The 15,865-nt window shown below is 67.6% G+C and carries 17 protein-coding genes; 4 read left to right on the forward strand and 13 right to left on the reverse strand.

Annotation, left to right across the window (positions count from 1 at the left end; genetic code table 11):
- Positions 1-233: 233 nt before the first annotated feature.
- The 7 genes from AC0AIB_RS29330 to AC0AIB_RS29360 form a co-directional block, all read right to left on the reverse strand.
- On the reverse strand, positions 234-1,592 hold the full coding sequence (locus tag AC0AIB_RS29330) for a tyrosine-type recombinase/integrase (protein ID WP_465097888.1): 1,359 nt from the start codon (positions 1,590-1,592) through the stop codon (positions 234-236).
- On the reverse strand, positions 1,592-1,810 hold the full coding sequence (locus AC0AIB_RS29335) for a helix-turn-helix domain-containing protein (protein WP_018831717.1): 219 nt from the start codon (positions 1,808-1,810) through the stop codon (positions 1,592-1,594). Before AC0AIB_RS29335 ends, AC0AIB_RS29330 begins: the two co-directional genes overlap by 1 nt.
- Complete coding sequence (locus tag AC0AIB_RS29340) at positions 1,807-3,627, reverse strand: replication initiator (RefSeq protein WP_465097889.1); 1,821 nt, start codon at positions 3,625-3,627, stop codon at positions 1,807-1,809. The genes AC0AIB_RS29335 and AC0AIB_RS29340 overlap by 4 nt, the downstream gene beginning before the upstream one ends.
- Entirely contained in the window at positions 3,624-4,250 is a 627-nt protein-coding gene (locus AC0AIB_RS29345; protein ID WP_465097890.1) for a DUF2637 domain-containing protein, read from the reverse strand. The genes AC0AIB_RS29340 and AC0AIB_RS29345 overlap by 4 nt, the downstream gene beginning before the upstream one ends.
- The gene (locus AC0AIB_RS29350) at positions 4,247-5,683 is read right to left on the reverse strand and encodes an FtsK/SpoIIIE domain-containing protein (RefSeq protein WP_465097891.1); all 1,437 of its coding nucleotides are present in this window, start codon (positions 5,681-5,683) and stop codon (positions 4,247-4,249) included. Before AC0AIB_RS29350 ends, AC0AIB_RS29345 begins: the two co-directional genes overlap by 4 nt.
- Entirely contained in the window at positions 5,674-5,901 is a 228-nt protein-coding gene (locus AC0AIB_RS29355) for a hypothetical protein (protein WP_240762361.1), read from the reverse strand. Before AC0AIB_RS29355 ends, AC0AIB_RS29350 begins: the two co-directional genes overlap by 10 nt.
- Positions 5,902-6,066: 165 nt before the next feature.
- Positions 6,067-6,495, reverse strand: coding sequence for a hypothetical protein (locus tag AC0AIB_RS29360; protein WP_400408195.1), 429 nt, complete (start codon positions 6,493-6,495; stop codon positions 6,067-6,069).
- 152 nt (positions 6,496-6,647) lie between these two features.
- Here AC0AIB_RS29360 and AC0AIB_RS29365 point away from each other — a divergent pair, with 152 nt between their 5' ends.
- Positions 6,648-7,112: a hypothetical protein gene (locus tag AC0AIB_RS29365; RefSeq protein WP_465097892.1), complete on the forward strand. Its 465-nt coding sequence runs from the start codon at positions 6,648-6,650 to the stop codon at positions 7,110-7,112.
- Here the strand turns inward: AC0AIB_RS29365 and AC0AIB_RS29370 are convergent, their stop codons facing one another.
- From AC0AIB_RS29370 to AC0AIB_RS29380, 3 genes are all read right to left on the reverse strand, one after another.
- Complete coding sequence (locus AC0AIB_RS29370) at positions 7,113-7,838, reverse strand: GntR family transcriptional regulator (protein ID WP_465097893.1); 726 nt, start codon at positions 7,836-7,838, stop codon at positions 7,113-7,115.
- A 348-nt stretch (positions 7,839-8,186) separates the two neighbouring features.
- On the reverse strand, positions 8,187-8,429 hold the full coding sequence (locus AC0AIB_RS29375) for a hypothetical protein (RefSeq protein ID WP_465097894.1): 243 nt from the start codon (positions 8,427-8,429) through the stop codon (positions 8,187-8,189).
- Positions 8,422-8,685 (reverse strand): hypothetical protein, encoded by a 264-nt coding sequence (locus tag AC0AIB_RS29380; protein ID WP_465097895.1) that lies wholly within the window; start codon positions 8,683-8,685, stop codon positions 8,422-8,424. The genes AC0AIB_RS29375 and AC0AIB_RS29380 overlap by 8 nt, the downstream gene beginning before the upstream one ends.
- Positions 8,686-9,066: 381 nt before the next feature.
- Between AC0AIB_RS29380 and AC0AIB_RS29385 the strand changes: the two genes are divergently transcribed.
- The gene (locus AC0AIB_RS29385; protein ID WP_465097896.1) at positions 9,067-10,290 is read left to right on the forward strand and encodes a helix-turn-helix domain-containing protein; all 1,224 of its coding nucleotides are present in this window, start codon (positions 9,067-9,069) and stop codon (positions 10,288-10,290) included.
- A 25-nt stretch (positions 10,291-10,315) separates the two neighbouring features.
- On the forward strand, positions 10,316-10,783 hold the full coding sequence (locus AC0AIB_RS29390) for an NUDIX domain-containing protein (protein ID WP_465097897.1): 468 nt from the start codon (positions 10,316-10,318) through the stop codon (positions 10,781-10,783).
- A gap of 296 nt (positions 10,784-11,079) precedes the next feature.
- Here AC0AIB_RS29390 and AC0AIB_RS29395 read toward each other — a convergent pair whose 3' ends face one another.
- The 3 genes from AC0AIB_RS29395 to AC0AIB_RS29405 all read right to left on the reverse strand — a co-directional run bounded on the left by AC0AIB_RS29395 (position 11,080) and on the right by AC0AIB_RS29405 (position 13,669).
- A complete protein-coding gene (locus AC0AIB_RS29395) occupies positions 11,080-11,916 on the reverse strand; it encodes a PD-(D/E)XK nuclease domain-containing protein (RefSeq protein WP_465097898.1) in 837 nt (278 codons plus the stop codon).
- A 281-nt stretch (positions 11,917-12,197) separates the two neighbouring features.
- A complete protein-coding gene (locus AC0AIB_RS29400; RefSeq protein ID WP_465097899.1) occupies positions 12,198-12,881 on the reverse strand; it encodes a metallophosphoesterase in 684 nt (227 codons plus the stop codon).
- On the reverse strand, positions 12,878-13,669 hold the full coding sequence (locus AC0AIB_RS29405; RefSeq protein WP_465097900.1) for a nucleotidyltransferase domain-containing protein: 792 nt from the start codon (positions 13,667-13,669) through the stop codon (positions 12,878-12,880). Before AC0AIB_RS29405 ends, AC0AIB_RS29400 begins: the two co-directional genes overlap by 4 nt.
- Positions 13,670-13,867: 198 nt before the next feature.
- Here AC0AIB_RS29405 and AC0AIB_RS29410 point away from each other — a divergent pair, with 198 nt between their 5' ends.
- Positions 13,868-15,112, forward strand: coding sequence for an IS256 family transposase (locus AC0AIB_RS29410; RefSeq protein ID WP_465097901.1), 1,245 nt, complete (start codon positions 13,868-13,870; stop codon positions 15,110-15,112).
- The last annotated feature ends 753 nt before the right edge of the window (positions 15,113-15,865 follow it).

Consider the following 15,865-nt stretch of genomic DNA (forward strand, 5'->3'; position numbering starts at 1 on the left):
CCTCCAGGCGATCATCAAGAACCGACTCAAGAGCATCCAGTACCGCCACGACCTACTCGACGGCTTCCTCGCTCACACCGGACTGACCCTCGAACCCAACACAACCTGACCATTCAAGATCTGTAGCTCCGGGTGTCTTCCAAACTGACGGTGCGGGTTCGATTCCCGTCGCCCGCTCCACGCCTTCCGGCCCAGGTCAGCGGCGTTCTCGCCGAGCCTGGGCCGTTCTCGTACTAGCTGTCTTTGATCTTGCGTGCCATTGGCGTGCCAGTAGCGCCGGCCGTGTCGCCCGAGGCGGGTCCGCGTGCCGGACGGGCTGCCTTCGTGCCCTTGGCCGCCTTACGGGCCGTCGGCTTCGCCTCGGTCGCGTTCCGCTTCGCCGGCTTGTCCTTGGACGCCTTGGCCGGGGCCTGGCTCGGCTCGACCTTGGACGTCTCTCCCTTGCCCTTGCTCGACTTGGCCGGGGCCGCCGCCCGCTTCGCCTGCTTGGTGATCCGGCGGTCCATGCCGTCGGCGATCTCCCGGTCGCGCTCGCTGTTCGCGTGCTGGTAGACCAGCGCGGCCCGCATGCTCGCGTGCCCCATCCGGTGCATCAGGTCCCGGGTGCTGGCCCCGGTCGCCGCCGCCAGGTTGTTGCCGGTGTGCCGCAGGTCGTGGAAGTGGAACCCCGCCGGCATGCCCGCCGACCGCAGCGCCGCCGCCCAACCGACCGCCCGGCGGAAGTTGCCGGAACGCAGCACCGCCCCCTTGTCCCCGGTGAAGACCAATGCCTCCGGCCCCTCCCCCACGTATGCGGCCAGGTGGTCCGCGAGCACCGTCCGGGCCGCAGACGGAAGGGTCACCGTACGGTTACCCGCCGCCGACTTCGGCGGACCGAACTCCATCCCGTTGCGCAGTGCGGCCAGCTTGCGCGGGACGCGGACCGTGCCGGCCGTGAGGTCGACGTCCGAGCGCCGCAGCGCCGCCAGCTCACCCCAGCGCAGACCGGAGAACGCGGCGACGATCACCAGCGCGGCGAACCGGGGCGGCATCCGCCCGGCGAGCGCGAGCACCTGGGCGACGGTCGCCACCAGGCGCTCCGGCGTGTGATAGCGGTCATAGCCCGGGATGCGGCAGGGGTTCTGCCGAATCAGCTCGTCCTCCTTCACGGCGGTATTGAGAATCGCCCGCAGTAGTGAGTACGCCTTGACCGCCTGCGGCTCCGTCGTACCGCCGTCGAGCAGGGTGCGCCGCCAGGTGCGGATGGTCTGCGGCTTGATCGCGCCCAGGGCCAGCGCGCCGAGGTGGGGGCCGATGTGCAGCCGGAACAGGTCCTCGTAGTTCTCCCGGGTGCGCGGTTGGAGCTTCCGCTCGGCGATCCACTTCCGGCCGTACCCGTCGAGCTTGATCTCTCCCGCTTCCGGTGCCGTCCACTCCCCCTTGATGATCTCCGACTCCACCACGGTCAACCACTTGGCCGCCTGGCGCTCACTCTCGAAGGTGCGCGGTGCCTTCCGCTCCAACCCGTCCGGCCCGACGTACCGCGCCTGGTACCGCCCCGACGGGAGGCGACGCACGTTGCCGAAACGCCGCCGGCCCTTGCTGGCCGCCATCAGGCCACCTCCCCCAGGTAGTCACGCAGGTGCGCCCGAGTCATCGGTACGACCCGGTTGCTGTCGATGTAGGCGGCGACGGCCGACGCCTCGAAACGCACCAGGCGGCCGACCTTGACGAAGGCGATCCGTCGTTCGGCGACCAGCCGGCGGACGAATCGCGGGGTTGCCTTGAGCCGAGCGGCGACCTCGTCAGCGGTCAACAGCTCGTCGTTCATGCGGTTGCTCCTCCCAGGCTTGCGGCCGCGAGCGCGGCGGGTGGATCGGTCGTCGCTGCGGTGGTCGCTGTTCGTATCCGGGCGCTGTCGAGGTCTGCGCGCCAGCGGATGCGTGCCGATATCGCGCGCAGGAGTCGGTGTTCCAGCGGTGGGACGTCGGGGTCTTCGGGTCGGGCGAGTTCGAACCGGTACCGCTTCGACCCGTCGGGGTCGTCGGCGGCTTGGTCGTGTTCCTCGGTGTCGGCCATGCCGCCGGCGAGGATCGCCCGTACCCAGGCCCGGTTGTCGGCGCGGTGGTCGGCGAGGGTCTTGCCGGACCATTGGCGGGAGACGAGCACGCGGCGTCCGGTGAAGCCGAGGGTGGAACGTTGGTGGACTTTCCCGGTGCACCGGCCGGGGGTCAAGCCGGCCTTGACGCCGTCGGGCTGGACGCCGTAGAGCAGCCAGTTGGCGCAGGTCGGGGAGCACGGGAGCACGGACAGTTCCGCGTGCAGGCGGTCGAAGTGTGCCTTCTGCGCGTCGGAGCGCGGCTTGGCCTGGTCGGTCAGGTCCTTGGTGACGTACTTCGTGACGTAGCGGATGGACCGTTCGGCGTCGCGGGTGCCCTGCTCGATGCCCCGGGCGTCGATGCGCCCGAGGCGGGCGACGTAGGCGGGTCGGCTGTCGGGTTCCTCCAGGGCATCGAGCGCTTCGCCCCAGGTGGGCAGCGGCTCGTGGGTCTTCGGGTCGACGTACGCCTGTTGGTCGACGTCCCAGACCGGTGGCTTGTCAACGCGGTAGACCAGCTCGTCGAACGACGGCCACCACACTTGGTGGTATGTGGCTGCGGCGATCTGCTTGAGCAGCCGGCGCGGGAGGGTGCCCCGGATGGCGAAGTGGGCGTGTGGGGCCAGTCGACGTTGCAGCTCCACTGCCCCCGCGTACTGGACGTTCCAGCCGGCGGCCCGGCGGACGTTCTGCCACCACCGGTCGAGAATCCGGGCGAAGTGGATCGAGTCCAGGGCTGCACGCCGGTAGTCGTAGGTGGTCGGGTCGACAGGTGTGCTGAGCACGTCGTCATACGGGCCGTGCCGTTGCCCGCACTCGCAGGGCGCGACGTAGGCCCCGCGTCGTAGGTGGGAGTGCACGGGTCCGTGCGAGCCCAGGGTGAGCGTGATGAGCATCGACGGCCGGTAGGTCTTCCCGGCCTTGCCGGAGTAGGCGCGGCCGACGGTGCGCGGGTCGACGGGGAGCCGGGGCAGGTCCGGGGAGTCCTGCCGCCGCCGGGTCGACCGCTTGCGGCGGGGTCGGTCGTCGCGGTCTTTCGGGGTGAGGTGCCCGCGCAGGCTGGTTTCACCGAGGGCTTCGTCCAGTTCGACGATGGCGGCGTCGATCTCCGCCAGGTTCGCGGCCCGCTCGTCGGGGGTCATGGGTTGGTACTGGATGGCTTCGCGTTCGAACTCCAGGTGCGCCCTGACCCGGACCAGGGCGAGCACGTCCTCGCCGGGCTTGTCGGGGCGGACGGTGGGTTCGTCGGTGAGGTGCCAGCCCTCCCGGATTTGCTGGATGCGCAGCCGCCGGCCCCGTTCCGCGCACGGCTTGCACTTCGCTGCCAGGGTCGCCCCGCAGGGCACCTCCACCACCTCGGTAAGGCCGGTGGTGGTGTCCGTCCGGCGCAGCGCCAGGGGGCGGACGCAGACGCCGTGTTGTTCGGCGAGCTGCTTGAGCGCGTCCTTGGCGAGGGGCTTGCGCATCCGGTCCGCCCGCGACCCCGGCCGAGGCTGCTCGACCTTCGGCGGGGTCGGGGTCGCGGTGGGGAAGAGTTCCTGTTGGCTCACCGGTCACGCTCCACGCCGCTGGCACCGTTGCGGGGTGCGAACGCCGCCGCTGGCACCGGCACGAGCCCCGGCCGCTGCACCGCCATCGGTCGGACCGGTTCGACGGTCACCGCCTGGTCGACGTCGACCAGGCGCAGGGGTGGCCGCTCGCCGGGCAGGTCGCCGTCGGGCGACCACTCACCCCAGTCGGAGCTATCGGCCGACGTGTCGCCGGCCGCCGGCACCGAGACGGCAGGGGTGGCGGTGGTGGAGAAGACGAGCTTGGACAGGCCCAGGAACGCCAGAGCGGGGACGGCCGACAGCAGCCACCCGGACAGGCTCGGATGAGCCACGGCAAGTTGCGCCGCCAGGGACAGCGCGACAGCGCAGACGAGCAGGAACAGCGGGTACCCGACCGGCCCGCCCGTGCGACGCCGCCTGCGGATGGTCAACAGTGCCGCCAAGGGCAGCAGTTCGGAGATGGCGGCGTTGGCCCAGCCGAACCAGTCGCCGGTACCGGTCGGAGAGTTGGCCATGGTCCAGTCGTGGACGTGGGTGAACGACGCCGCACCGGCCAGCCCGCCCACCGTGAGGACGATGAGGACCAGGACTACGCTCTCCACCCGCTCGGTGTCAGCCTTCACGGGGTCATCTCCTGTTCGTCGCTGTCACTGGTGGCGTCAAGCCGTCGGTAGGTGTGGCCGAGGTGGTGGATGTCGTCGTCGGTGAGGTAGGCGAAGCGGACCCGGACGGGTTCGCGGACGCCGTCGAGGACGACGAACCCCACCCCGGGCGAGGACTCGGGGATGCGGTCGCACAGGGCGCCCCGGTCGCGGGCGGCATCGCCGAGGACCATGTCCACCTGCTCCGGCTCGGTCAGCCGCAACCCGATGCGGGTCGGGAACAGGTCCCGGAACGGGAGCACGTCCTTACGCGGGTCCTGCAACGCCGCGACCACGTGCACCCCGACCGCCCGCCCCTGGGACAGCAGCAGGCCGAGGGATTCCTTGATCCGGTCGCGGACCTTCCGGTCAGTGATGTACGCCGTCAACGCCGCCAGCTCGTCGACCACCAGGACGAGCAACGGCTCCTCCACCGTCGGCACATGCTGGCGGGTCACCCCGCGCAGTCGGGCCGCCCGCAGCCGCATCCGCTTCACCGCATCGTCGAGGACGCCGGCCATGCTGTCGGGGTCGTCGTAGGCGAACCGGGCGAACAGCGGCACCCCCGCCGCCAACTCCATCCCGCCCTTCGGGTCGAACGCCCACACCTCCACAAGCCCCGACCGGATACCGCCGGCAAGGGACCGGATCAGCGACCACAGCACCGACCCCTTGCCCGACCCGGTCGCCCCGGCGATCAGCACATGCGACCCCGTCAGGCGCAGCCGGTACGGGTGGCCGTCCTCGTCGACGCCGAGGGCGAGCCCGTCCAGGGCCGGCACCTCGGGCACGGGCAGCGGCGCGACGACAGCGGCGAGGGGGTCACGGCGTACGAACCGCAGCACCACCCGATCCGGCCGCACCGCCGACCGCGCCTGCCCGGTGCGCAGGCGAAAGGCGTAGGCGAGGCGTTCCGCGGCCTGCCCCCAGTCGTCCGGGATCTGACCGGGCAGCATCCGTGCCGTCAGCTCATCGCCGAACCGGTCACACCGCACCTTGAGTAGGCGCGGGACGTAGCGGTCCCCGGCGAACGCGGTCGCCAGCCCACACGTCGCCATCACCGACGCCCACCGCCGCCGGTATACGAACAGAAGCCGGAACCGGGCGACGAATGGGTACCAGCCGAACCGCAGCCACGACGACCGATGCCACCGCCACCACGCCACACAACCGGAGGCGACCGTCAGGACGACGCCCGCCAAGGCGAGGCCACCGAACTCCGCCCGCACCCACAGAGCCAGCGCGGCCGGAGCGGTCAACCACCAGTAGCGGACGGCGAGGACAGTGAGGCGGAACAGGCCCCGGGCGAGCCACCAGAACACCAGCAGCCAACCCGGAACCCGCCACGCCGGCAGACGCACATTCATCGGCGCTACCGGGATCTTCTCCCCCGGGATGATGTTGATCAGAGGCACAGGTCACCACCCCGCCCCGGACGACCCAACGTCGCGATGCACGATCGGCACGACATCCGCCGCAGGTCGAACCGACGCGGCTTCACCCACCGGCAGCAGTACGGGCAGCGGATCGCACACACCCGCGCCGAAGCCGGCGGCAACCGCAACACCGACCGCAGGACGGCCTCCGCCTCCCGGTAGGCGTGCCGCAGACCGACCAGACGAGTACGGGACATCAGGACCACCGCCCGCACAGGCGGCGGCCCTGCGAGGGGATTAGGGCAGGGGGAACTACGGTGGGCATCACGCCCTCCTTCACCAGATGAGGGATGGGAGAGCGCGGGACGGGTCGGGACTCTTGGCGGGGAAACGACCCGCCCCGCGCGCACAATCAGGTGCGGTCAGGCCGCCACCGAGCCGGGAACGGCCGACGCCGGACGGATCGCGGTCGCCCGCAGCGAGTACGCCATCCGCGAGCGGCAGTCACCCGACGACCGGCCCGGCTTGCACCGCTGCGAATCCACGTACGGGGTCAGGGTCAGGCCCTCGAACTCCACGGCCGGCGGGTAACCCGGCACGGTCGACGGCGGCGGCACCGGCTGCTGCGCCGCGACGACCTTCACCTTCGCCTCCGTCGACCGGCCGAACTTCCCGGCCTCCGGGTCCAGGTCCATCACCCGCACCACCCAGACCCGCTCCCCGGTCTCCTTGTCCCGCGCCTGGTTGTCCGCCTCCCCCCGCCGCTCGAAATCGAGCTGCGGCGACACCCCGAGGCACAGCGCACCGGCGGGGAACACGTACTCGGACGGGACCGGCACCTTCAACGTCATCGGAACCACGCGAACAGCCTCCTAGCCTTACCAGTCGTCTTCCTGACAACCGGTTGATCTAACAAGCTACGTCAGCTTGTAAGCACAAGCAAGGTTTCGATGAGACGTGTTCACATAGCGAATGTCGGACGGTGGTGCCAGCCTCTGGACCCATGAAGCCGCTCGTGGTGCACCGCACCACCCTCAGCGTCCTTTATAGCCGCTTCGTACTGCGGGACGTGTGGTGTGACGCCGACGATGAGGGCGAGTCACGCCGAGACGCGACGGCTCAGGTAGCCGGCGCGTCCACCTACCAGATCAGCGTCCCGGCCTCCTCGTTCCCGCCCAGGGCGGGACTTGAGCTACGGGTCTGGCCCGGCGAGCCCGCACCGGAGAGCAGTTCCTGGGACGGGTACCGGCAGCTTGAGCTGCACTGCCCGACCGGAGAACTGATCGTCGAGTTGATCGCCTGCGGAGCGGCAGTGGAGGTCACCCTTCCGCAGGGAGCCGGCGTCTACGGCGTCCGCGTTCACCGCAGGCAGGCCGACACCGAGGAGTTCCTCATCGACCTGTGGTGGCGGACCCCGCTGCCGCCGGCCGACGATGACGAGGACTTCTACGGCGACCTGTGGACCTGATCAGGACAGGGCGTAGGTGTCTTCGATCTCGTGACGGCTACCAGGCATGACCAGCACCGATGCCATGATCGGGTCACCCGACGCCTGGTGGACGGTGATGACGACGCTCATCACCGACTCGTCGGCCGGCACCTCCAGGGCCGCCGCTTCGGCTTCGTTGACCCGGCGGGCGGTCATGCGTTCAGTGGCGTAGTCGGCGCGGAGGCCCTTGTGCCGGGCGATGAGGTCGAGCAGGCCGCCCGGGATCGGGTCCGGCTTGGTGATGTCCGTACCCACCGCGATGTCCACCGGCACGAAGGTGGAGACCAGGTCCACCGGCCCCGCCTCCGACACGGTCCGACGACGCCGCTCGTAGACGGGCGTGCCGTCGGGGATCTGCAATTCCGCCGCGATACGCGGCGAGGCCAGGACCGGGCCGACGTGCAGGATCTCCGTCTCCCCCGTCTCGTCCAGCTCGACAGCATCCCGGGCATAGTCCGGGGAGGTACGGCCGGAGACGGGACGGCCGCGTACGAAGCTGCCCTTGCCCTGCTGCGACTCGATCCAGCCATCCTGCTTGAGGATGCCGAGCGCCTTGAGCACTGTCGGACGGGACACCCCGAACTCCGTGGAGAGCTGATTCTCCGACGGCAGCGCCGCACCGGGAACGTAGTCGCCGTCCTCGATGCGCTTCCGCAGCGTGTTCAACACGCGCAGGTACTTCGGCGTCGGAATCTCGTACGCCATCGCGGGCCACCCCACCTATGAATACTGCGTGAATCACAGCAGCTTATGAGTTGTTTGCATGACAGAACAAGTCACCTCAGCCGTTCGGCGTCACACCCTCCACCGCAGCGGCCAACCACCCCGACCACGACGACGACGCTCCCACCGACTCCGGCCGAGACGCGCCCGGCCACCGACGCGGCAAACAGCCGTACTGGCCGAACACCCGCAACGCCACCCGACGCTGCGGACACGGACCCTCCTCGCCGCAGCCCCCGCAACGACCATCCCCGCTCGACGACGTATGCCGGTCGAGCTGCGCCTGAGCCTCCCGAAGCCGATCACGCGCCGCACCGGACAGGTAGGTGCTCACCGGGAAGGGCTCTCCGGCAGGAGTTTGCTTGCGGGGATCAGGATCTGCGCCGGCTGGCCCCGCCGGCCGGACCGGCCGAGTCTGATCCCCTCGACCCAGATCCACTCGTCGTCCGGCGGGCGGTGGGTCACCAGCCGGACCCCGGTCACCCACAAGGTGACCGGCCCGTCCGACGGCATCAGCCGATCCGCCGCGCTGATCTCCAACATCGCACCGAGCCGTACCCGAATGTCAAACACCGCGTCCCCTCCTCGCCGGCCCCGCGTTCCTACGCGGCGGCGGACTCTCTGTCATCCGTGGCTGAATCATCTGAAGGCCGGCGATCTGCACGAAGACCTCACGACGCGCCACCGCCTCGCCGGTGGTCCGGTTGATCGAGTAGCCGGTGAGCCACACCCACCCGTCATACGTCGGTCTGTCGTCCACCGACGTCACCCGTAACCACAACGCCCGCTCGCCGCCGAACTGCACCGACGCCCGACGGTCGATCAACACCAGGTCACCCGGTGCGGGCACACCCGGCCGATAAGGCAGCGGTGTGCGAGGCACCGGGGTGGGCGGGCCATTCACGGGACAGCGTTCGGGTCGCGGCCCCACCAGCACCCACCCCGGGCCAGCCTCAGCACGACGCCGTACGACCGGAACCCGCGCAGTCCAGGCAGGACCGCCGGGCCAGGGACCGCGTCCGCTCCGTCGCCCGCCCGATGCCTCGGATGGCGGTGCGGGCAAGGGTGTACTTCCAGCCGGCACCCGAGCAGGATTGGCAGTTGGTCGATGCGTTCAGCCCCGTCATGCAGACAGGTTGTGGCACGAACCGCCCACCGACCCGGAAAATCCTTCCGGGGTCACGGCAGGCTGAGGGGAGACAGTGGACCGATGCGCGGGAGAACGAACAACCTGACCATCGGCGAACGCGTCGCCTGGTACCGCTACCGACGCGGTCTGTCCCAGGAAGTCCTGGCCGGACTCATCGGCCGGACCGCCGACTGGCTGGGCAAGGTCGAGAACAACCGGATCGAGCTGGACCGGCTCTCCGTCATCAAGTCACTCGCCGAAGTCCTGGACGTGCCCCTCGGCGACCTGCTCGGCGAACCCGCCCTGCTCGACTGGACCAGCGACAGCGGCACCGCCACCGTCCCCGCACTCCGCGCCGCCCTGATGAACTACCGCGCCCTCGGCCCCTTCAGCGCCGGCCCGGACCAGGAACCCCCGAGCGTCGCCGCACTCAAGAAGGACGTAGGCGCACTCTGGGACGCCTACCAGGACTCCCGATTCGGGTACGTCACCGGTCGCCTACCCGACCTGCTCCACCGCGCCCAGGCCGCCGCCGACCACCACCACGGCGACGACCAGGACCACGCCCGCCGGCTACTCGGTCTGACGTACCAACTCGCCGCAACCCAACTCACCAAGCTCGGAGAAAGCGACCTCGCGTGGATCGCCGCCGACCGGGGCCTGGTCGCCGTCCGACCTACCGGTGACCCGCTGATCACCGGCTCCCTCTTTCGCTCCGTCGGCCACGCCCTGCACGCCACCGGCCGGTACGCCGAAGCCGTCCGCCTCACCGAGGACGCCGCCGGCTACCTTGAGCCCCACCTCAGTCAGGCCACGCCGGAACTGCTCTCCGTCTACGGCACCCTGTTCCTGTCCGGCTCCATGGCCGCCGCCCGCGCCAACGACGCCGCCACCACCCGCACCTTCCTCGCCGCCGCCGACCACGCCGCGAACCAGCTCGGAGCCGACGCCAACCACCTCTGGACCGCGTTCGGACCGACCAACGTCGCCATCCACCGCGTCGCCACCGCCGCCGAACTGGGCGACCTGCAAGTCGCCATCGACCTCGGCCCCCGCGTCGACACCACCGGCCTACCCATGGAGCGCCGGGTACGCCACGCCCTCGAAGTCGCCCGCGCCTACAGCTCCTGGAACCGCCTCGACGACGCCCAAGCCGCCCTACTCGACGCCGAAAAGATGGCACCCGAACAGGTCCGCCACCACTTCCTCAGCCGCCAACTCGCCCTCACCTGGATCCGCCGACAGCGCGGCAAGCCCACCGCCGAACTCGTCGGACTGGCCCAGCGACTCAAGGTGCTCGACTGACCGCAGCCCCGTCTACGCTGCCCAGGTGACGACCAACGAGATGCCACCGGTGGCAACCCCACGCGTCGCCGCAGGCGCACTCTTCCTCGACGCTGAGGGCCGCGTGCTCCTCGTACGCCCAAGCTACAAGAAGCACTGGGACATCCCCGGCGGCTACGTCGAGCCCGGCGAGTCACCACGTGCCGCATGCATGCGTGAGATTCAAGAAGAGCTCGGTCTCATTGCGGCGCTCGGGCCGATGCTCGTCGTGGACTGGGCGCCCGCCGAACACGAGGGCGACAAGCTGCTCTTCATCTTTTCCGGCGGATCACTCAGCCCCGAGCAGGAGCGCGACATCCGCTTCGCAGACGGTGAACTGACCGAGTGGCGTTATGTGAGCGCAGAGTCCTTGGAGCAGCACGGACCACCGCGACTTACCCGCAGGATCCGCACTGCGATAGCGGCGCTCAGTAACGGCATGTCCGCTTACGCGGAGCACGGCAGCGCCATCTAGACCACAGTTTCGGTACTTGTCGAGGCGGCCCTGAACGGGCCGCACGCGCCGCCGCCTAGGCGCGCCGGCCGCATAGCTTGTCGCACGCGGCCGACACGCCTACGCCCGGCGGCTGGCGCGGAAGCGAGAAGCCCAAGGGGTCGCCCCATCCCGCCTGCCATCGACCCAGGCGAGCCGAGCAGACCACCGCCCGACCCACCAGCGTCCGAACGTGCGTCAAGGCCGTCTTGACGTGGCAAGCCCGGGCGGCGGCCTGCTCCCCAGGAGGGCGGGTCGATGGCGACGGGATGGAAGAGTCAGCGGTCGAAGATTTTTACCGTAACCGCTAGACCTTCAACCGTAGATTCCCGACTCAGGTCAGTCTCCAGCCCACGGGGGCCGGGCAGCAATCCTTCATAGTCGAAGACTAGGCAGATTAGATGCTTGGCGCGCTCTTCTGCTTTGTACCTGTCTCGATCAACAATCAGCTCGTTGCCCAGGATGCGAGGCGTCATGCTGTTGCGCGCGTGCTTAATTTCGACGGCCAGCTCAAGAGAGGGGAGCAGGAAGTCGATTCGGGATGAGCCACCGGCAACATTAGGCGTCCACGTCTCAGGACGGACGTCGTCAAAAAAGAGAGCAAAAAGACCTTTCAGGAGATCCTGGGCATCATACTCGTCCGCAACCTTGATCGTAGGTCGACCACCATGCCTTCGCGAAAACTCTCTCTCAACGTCACGCATCCGTTGTCCGATAGTCAGGATCGTGTCAACGGCATCTATTTGCTGGCCAGCAAATCTCACGCTACCCGAACTTTTCTGAGTGCGAAGCTGTCCCACCAAAAGTGCGCGCAAGATGTCCAAATTCGCACGTGCCTTGGTTGTCGTGGAGCTATTGATGGCACCAAAGTCGCCGGATTTGAAGCGGCTTGCCTCATCCTTTCCGGGGAGGAACGAGTGAAGCCCGATTTCGTTGAGCGAGGCAAGATTGTAGAACTTTGGATGCTTGACGTACTGGTCGCCATACATCTCGGCGATGATGTCATCAATGTCGTACAGGAGGTGATCGGAGGGCTTGTACGGGGGATGCTCCTTGCCGGTGATGAAGCAGTACCGCTTGGCAAGGGCGGCGAACCCGAAGATTGAGCTGTTCATATTCCAGTGGACTATAACCGACTCTCGATTCTCACTCAGATAATCATAGAACCTTTCCAGCATGGAGACCTCTCGCTCTGCTGCGCTGGTCTCTGCGGGTAGGTCGACTAGTGAAAAGGCTTCCCGGGTCCCGTGGTTCAGGCTTGCGACAGCTATGCAGGAGACGACTGGGGGGTGGTCCGTCGCGTCTGCCAGACTCTCGCAAGCATAGTGGACAGAGATTATCTCTCGTCCGTCATTGACGGCGTTCCGCAATTCGCGCAACTTAGTCGGCTCAGATGTCACTTGACCCTGCCTTCTACGTCTGACTGAACAATCAACCGCTCGGGAAGGAGGACCGCACTAAGCGGTGCTCCCTCTGCAGTGCCGCATCCCGTATCAACGCAAATCAGGGACTGCGAAACGAAAGCCCGACCCCCCCGCTGTGCATAGTGCCCGCAGACAGTCAATGGCACCGGAGGTTCCAGGGGAGCTTGAAATAGCTCGTAGTGCGGCTCAAGGACCATCGCCCGAAGATCTCTGGCATTCGGACGGCGCGGGTCGTAGCCCATGTGACTAATCAGAAGCTCGCGAGTCTCTATGTGTGTCACTGTCGAGCGCAGCAGAGAGAGATGTTCCGGCGGAAATCTGTCCCGGAACTCTCTAAGAACATTGGGCGGTGCCTGGGGGCAATAACTGGCGATTGTCGCCACCCCGCCGTTGCGGAGAAACGTGACTCCGTTGTCGCCGTCAAGGAAGTCTAAAAGCGCCTGCTCATGATTGCCGCGGAGAACTGATACTCCAGGCGACCATTCCATTAGCAAGCGAGTTACCAAATCGAGGACGTCGAAGGTGCGGGTCCCCCGATCAATGAGGTCGCCAACGAAAACCAGGTGTCTTCCGGCAGAGAATCGCGAGTCGAGTAGTTGCGCAAGCTGCTCGTACGACCCGTGCACATCGCCAACCACCATTAATTGCTGGCTCATATCGGCGGAACAGCCAGGGCGGTGTATTCGAACCCTTCTTCTGGGCCGGCGAGCACCTGAGTCATTAGCGTGGAGGCGTAGGGGAAATCAGGGAACAAGGAAACAGCGAGCGAGTCTAGAGTGGTGCCGGCTGGGGGAACCTCACCCAGCAAGTCGGTTATGGCCTGATAGAGAGCGCTTAGGTCATCGGGACGCGGTGGGACGAGCCGCATTTGTAGCGCGCGGGTCATAGAAGGAATGCCCAAGGTTTTAGCAACTACGTCAGGGTCGAACTCGGGCTGGCCCCTCTCGGCCAGCACGGCGTAGCAAGCCGTCCTAGCGACGTAGATCCCAAGCTTCCGCAAACCGACCTCATGGACCGATGCATCCTGAACGGTCAGCGCCCGCCCGGCCGCCGCCAGCTCGGATATCGCCTTCCGGAAGTGCGGGGGATGATGATAACTTGCAAAGATATCCGCAAGCGTCCCATCGGGGTCACTCAGGATGCAACCATCAGTAAGCAGGTGCAACACGAAGAGGCTGCCCTGCTCTGACATCTTTTTCAAGGTGTTTACGTTGTATGCAGTCACGTTAACGTCACCGTCGGAATACTTGCCGGGACGTGTCTGCACCACTTGTAGGACATCGATGTCGCTGTCGGTCCGGGCGGTGCCGCGTGCCTGGCTTCCGTACAGGGCAACAGCAACGAACGGCCCTCGTACGGCTGCCATGGCCCGCGCGATGACGTCCTGACGCGGTTGCCTGGTACTAGTCGCGGCCTGGTCCAACGGCACGAGCGGCGGGGTCATGACTGAAGCCTAGCGACCTGCACCGACAACCTGGTACGTGCAGACGACTCACGCCGTTGATGTGTCGGGCTGCCAGTGGCGGTTGCGTCCACGGAAGTGGTGTACGACTTGCCCGTGATGGGCGTGTTGCGTAGATGAGAGACGGCCACCGCGTCGATCCTTCAAGACGACCAAGTCAGAGAAGGAAGAGAGAACGCGATGGCCGCTTCAGAGAGTGTGAACCCTGTTGACCTGCTGCGCGAGCAGATCGAGGGCGCGTCGCCGGACGTGTTGCAGGCGATGGTGAAGACGTTCGCGCAGGCGTTGATGTCCGCCGAGGCGGACGCGATCTGCGGCGCGGGGTATGGGCAGCGCAGCGATGAGCGGGTCAACTCCCGCAACGGTTACCGGTCTCGGGAGTGGGACACCCGGGCCGGGACGATCGACCTGGCGATCCCGAAGCTGCGACAGGGCAGCTACTTCCCTGACTGGCTGCTGACGCACCGCCGGCGGGCCGAACAGGCCCTGGTGTCGGTCGTGGCCACGAGCTATCTGCTCGGGGTGTCGACCCGGCGGGTCGAGAAGCTCGTCGAGCAGCTCGGCATCCGACAGCTGTCGAAGTCACAGGTCTCGGAGATGGCCGCCCACCTCGACGCCCAGGTCGAGGCGTTCCGCAACCGGCCCCTCGACGCCGCCCACTACACGTTCGTGTGGATGGACGCCCTGACGATGAAGGTCCGCGAGCACGGCCGGACCGTCAACGTCCACGCACTGATCGCCGTGGGCGTCAACGCCGACGGCCAACGCGAAGTGTTGGGCGTGGACGTCGCCTCGGACGAGGACGGCGCCGGCTGGTTGGCGTTCCTGCGGTCGCTGACCGCCCGCGGCCTGTCCGGCGTCCGCCTGGTCATCTCCGACGCCCACGCCGGCCTCGTGGCCGCTATCGGCGCGGCTCTGCCCGGCGCTGCGTGGCAGCGGTGCAGGACCCATTACCTGCGCAACCTGCTGACGAAGGTGCCGAAGTCGGCGCAGCCGTGGATCGCCACCCTCGTCCGCACGATCTTCGACCAGCCCGACGCGGACGCCGTCCACGCCCAGTACGGGCGGGTCGTGGCCACGATCGAGGCGAAGTTCCCGGCCGCCGCCGAGCACCTCGACGCCGCCTGCGACGACCTCCTAGCGTTCACCGGCTTCCCGCGCGAGATCTGGCGTCAGATCTGGTCGAACAATCCGCAGGAACGCTTGAACAAGGAGATCCGCCGGCGCACCGACGTCGTCGGGATCTTCCCCAACCGGGCGGCGATCATCCGCCTCGTCGGCGCAGTCCTGGCCGAACAGACCGACGAGTGGACCGAAGGCCGCCGCTACATGGGAATGGACCTACTCGCCAAAGCCCGCACGACCGTGATCGACACCGACCAACACGTCACCGACCAGACCGACCCGACCTCGATCGCCGCATAACATCAGACCGGATCCCGCGATGGCCGTCTCTTACACCACCAGCGCGGACGTGACCCCAGTGGCGCTTGATGAGCACGCCGAGTAGTCAGGACCTCCTCCACACGGCGGACTGCTGCGGCAGCGACCCTAGACCGTGAGGCGTCGAGGGCGCGAACTGGAGTGTCTTCTCGCTGCTGCGAGGATGTGCGGCCATGAGCCCAGACGCCTGGAGAGTGCTCGATGGCAGAGCAGAGCGAGCAGAGCGTTCATGGTCGGAGACCAGGTCGACGCTGCCGGTGGGTGCACGAGTCCGGGTACGCGTGCTCACGACGATGCCGTTCGGCGTCTTCGCCGACATCGAAGGCCAGCCCGATGCGATAGCTCTGATGGAGATCACCACGCTTCCGAGCGGTAGCGAGCTTCCGGCTGTTGGCGTCTGGATTTATGCAGTTGTCGTCGACCACGTCGCTCACAACTGGCAAGTGAGACTTCGACCAGCCGGAACTGGAAACCCTGACGGTCGGCCAGGTTCGCCGGCGGCACGGCTGTCGACAGCAACGCCGCCGGTCGCAAGCGCTGGCACGGACGAGGCTCCGAGCGTGCAGCCGTTGCCGGACGCTTGCGGACGGCCTGCACAGAGCTTCTAATACTGCAACGGCAGTTGGTCAGGGGTAGCCGCGTCGTCGGTAGTGGCATGTTCGGGCCTGGTGTTGGCGGCGTCGTCGCCATCGGGACCAGGCCCAGACATGCTCGGGTTCATGGATGTGTCGCACT

This window comes from Micromonospora sp. DSM 43699 (assembly GCF_055517075.1).

Excerpts from the sequence above, each read along its gene's own strand:
- AC0AIB_RS29385 (WP_465097896.1), top strand. The coding sequence starts at position 9,067 with ATGCGCGGGAGAACGAACAACCTGACCATCGGCGAACGCGTCGCCTGG.
- AC0AIB_RS29370 (WP_465097893.1), bottom strand. The coding sequence starts at position 7,838 with ATGGCGTACGAGATTCCGACGCCGAAGTACCTGCGCGTGTTGAACACG.
- AC0AIB_RS29330 (WP_465097888.1), bottom strand. The coding sequence starts at position 1,592 with ATGGCGGCCAGCAAGGGCCGGCGGCGTTTCGGCAACGTGCGTCGCCTC.
- AC0AIB_RS29360 (WP_400408195.1), bottom strand. The coding sequence starts at position 6,495 with ATGACGTTGAAGGTGCCGGTCCCGTCCGAGTACGTGTTCCCCGCCGGT.
- AC0AIB_RS29355 (WP_240762361.1), bottom strand. The coding sequence starts at position 5,901 with ATGTCCCGTACTCGTCTGGTCGGTCTGCGGCACGCCTACCGGGAGGCG.
- AC0AIB_RS29400 (WP_465097899.1), bottom strand. The coding sequence starts at position 12,881 with ATGAGCCAGCAATTAATGGTGGTTGGCGATGTGCACGGGTCGTACGAG.
- AC0AIB_RS29405 (WP_465097900.1), bottom strand. The coding sequence starts at position 13,669 with ATGACCCCGCCGCTCGTGCCGTTGGACCAGGCCGCGACTAGTACCAGG.
- AC0AIB_RS29395 (WP_465097898.1), bottom strand. The coding sequence starts at position 11,916 with ATGAACAGCTCAATCTTCGGGTTCGCCGCCCTTGCCAAGCGGTACTGC.
- AC0AIB_RS29410 (WP_465097901.1), top strand. The coding sequence starts at position 13,868 with ATGGCCGCTTCAGAGAGTGTGAACCCTGTTGACCTGCTGCGCGAGCAG.
- AC0AIB_RS29335 (WP_018831717.1), bottom strand. The coding sequence starts at position 1,810 with ATGAACGACGAGCTGTTGACCGCTGACGAGGTCGCCGCTCGGCTCAAG.
- AC0AIB_RS29365 (WP_465097892.1), top strand. The coding sequence starts at position 6,648 with ATGAAGCCGCTCGTGGTGCACCGCACCACCCTCAGCGTCCTTTATAGC.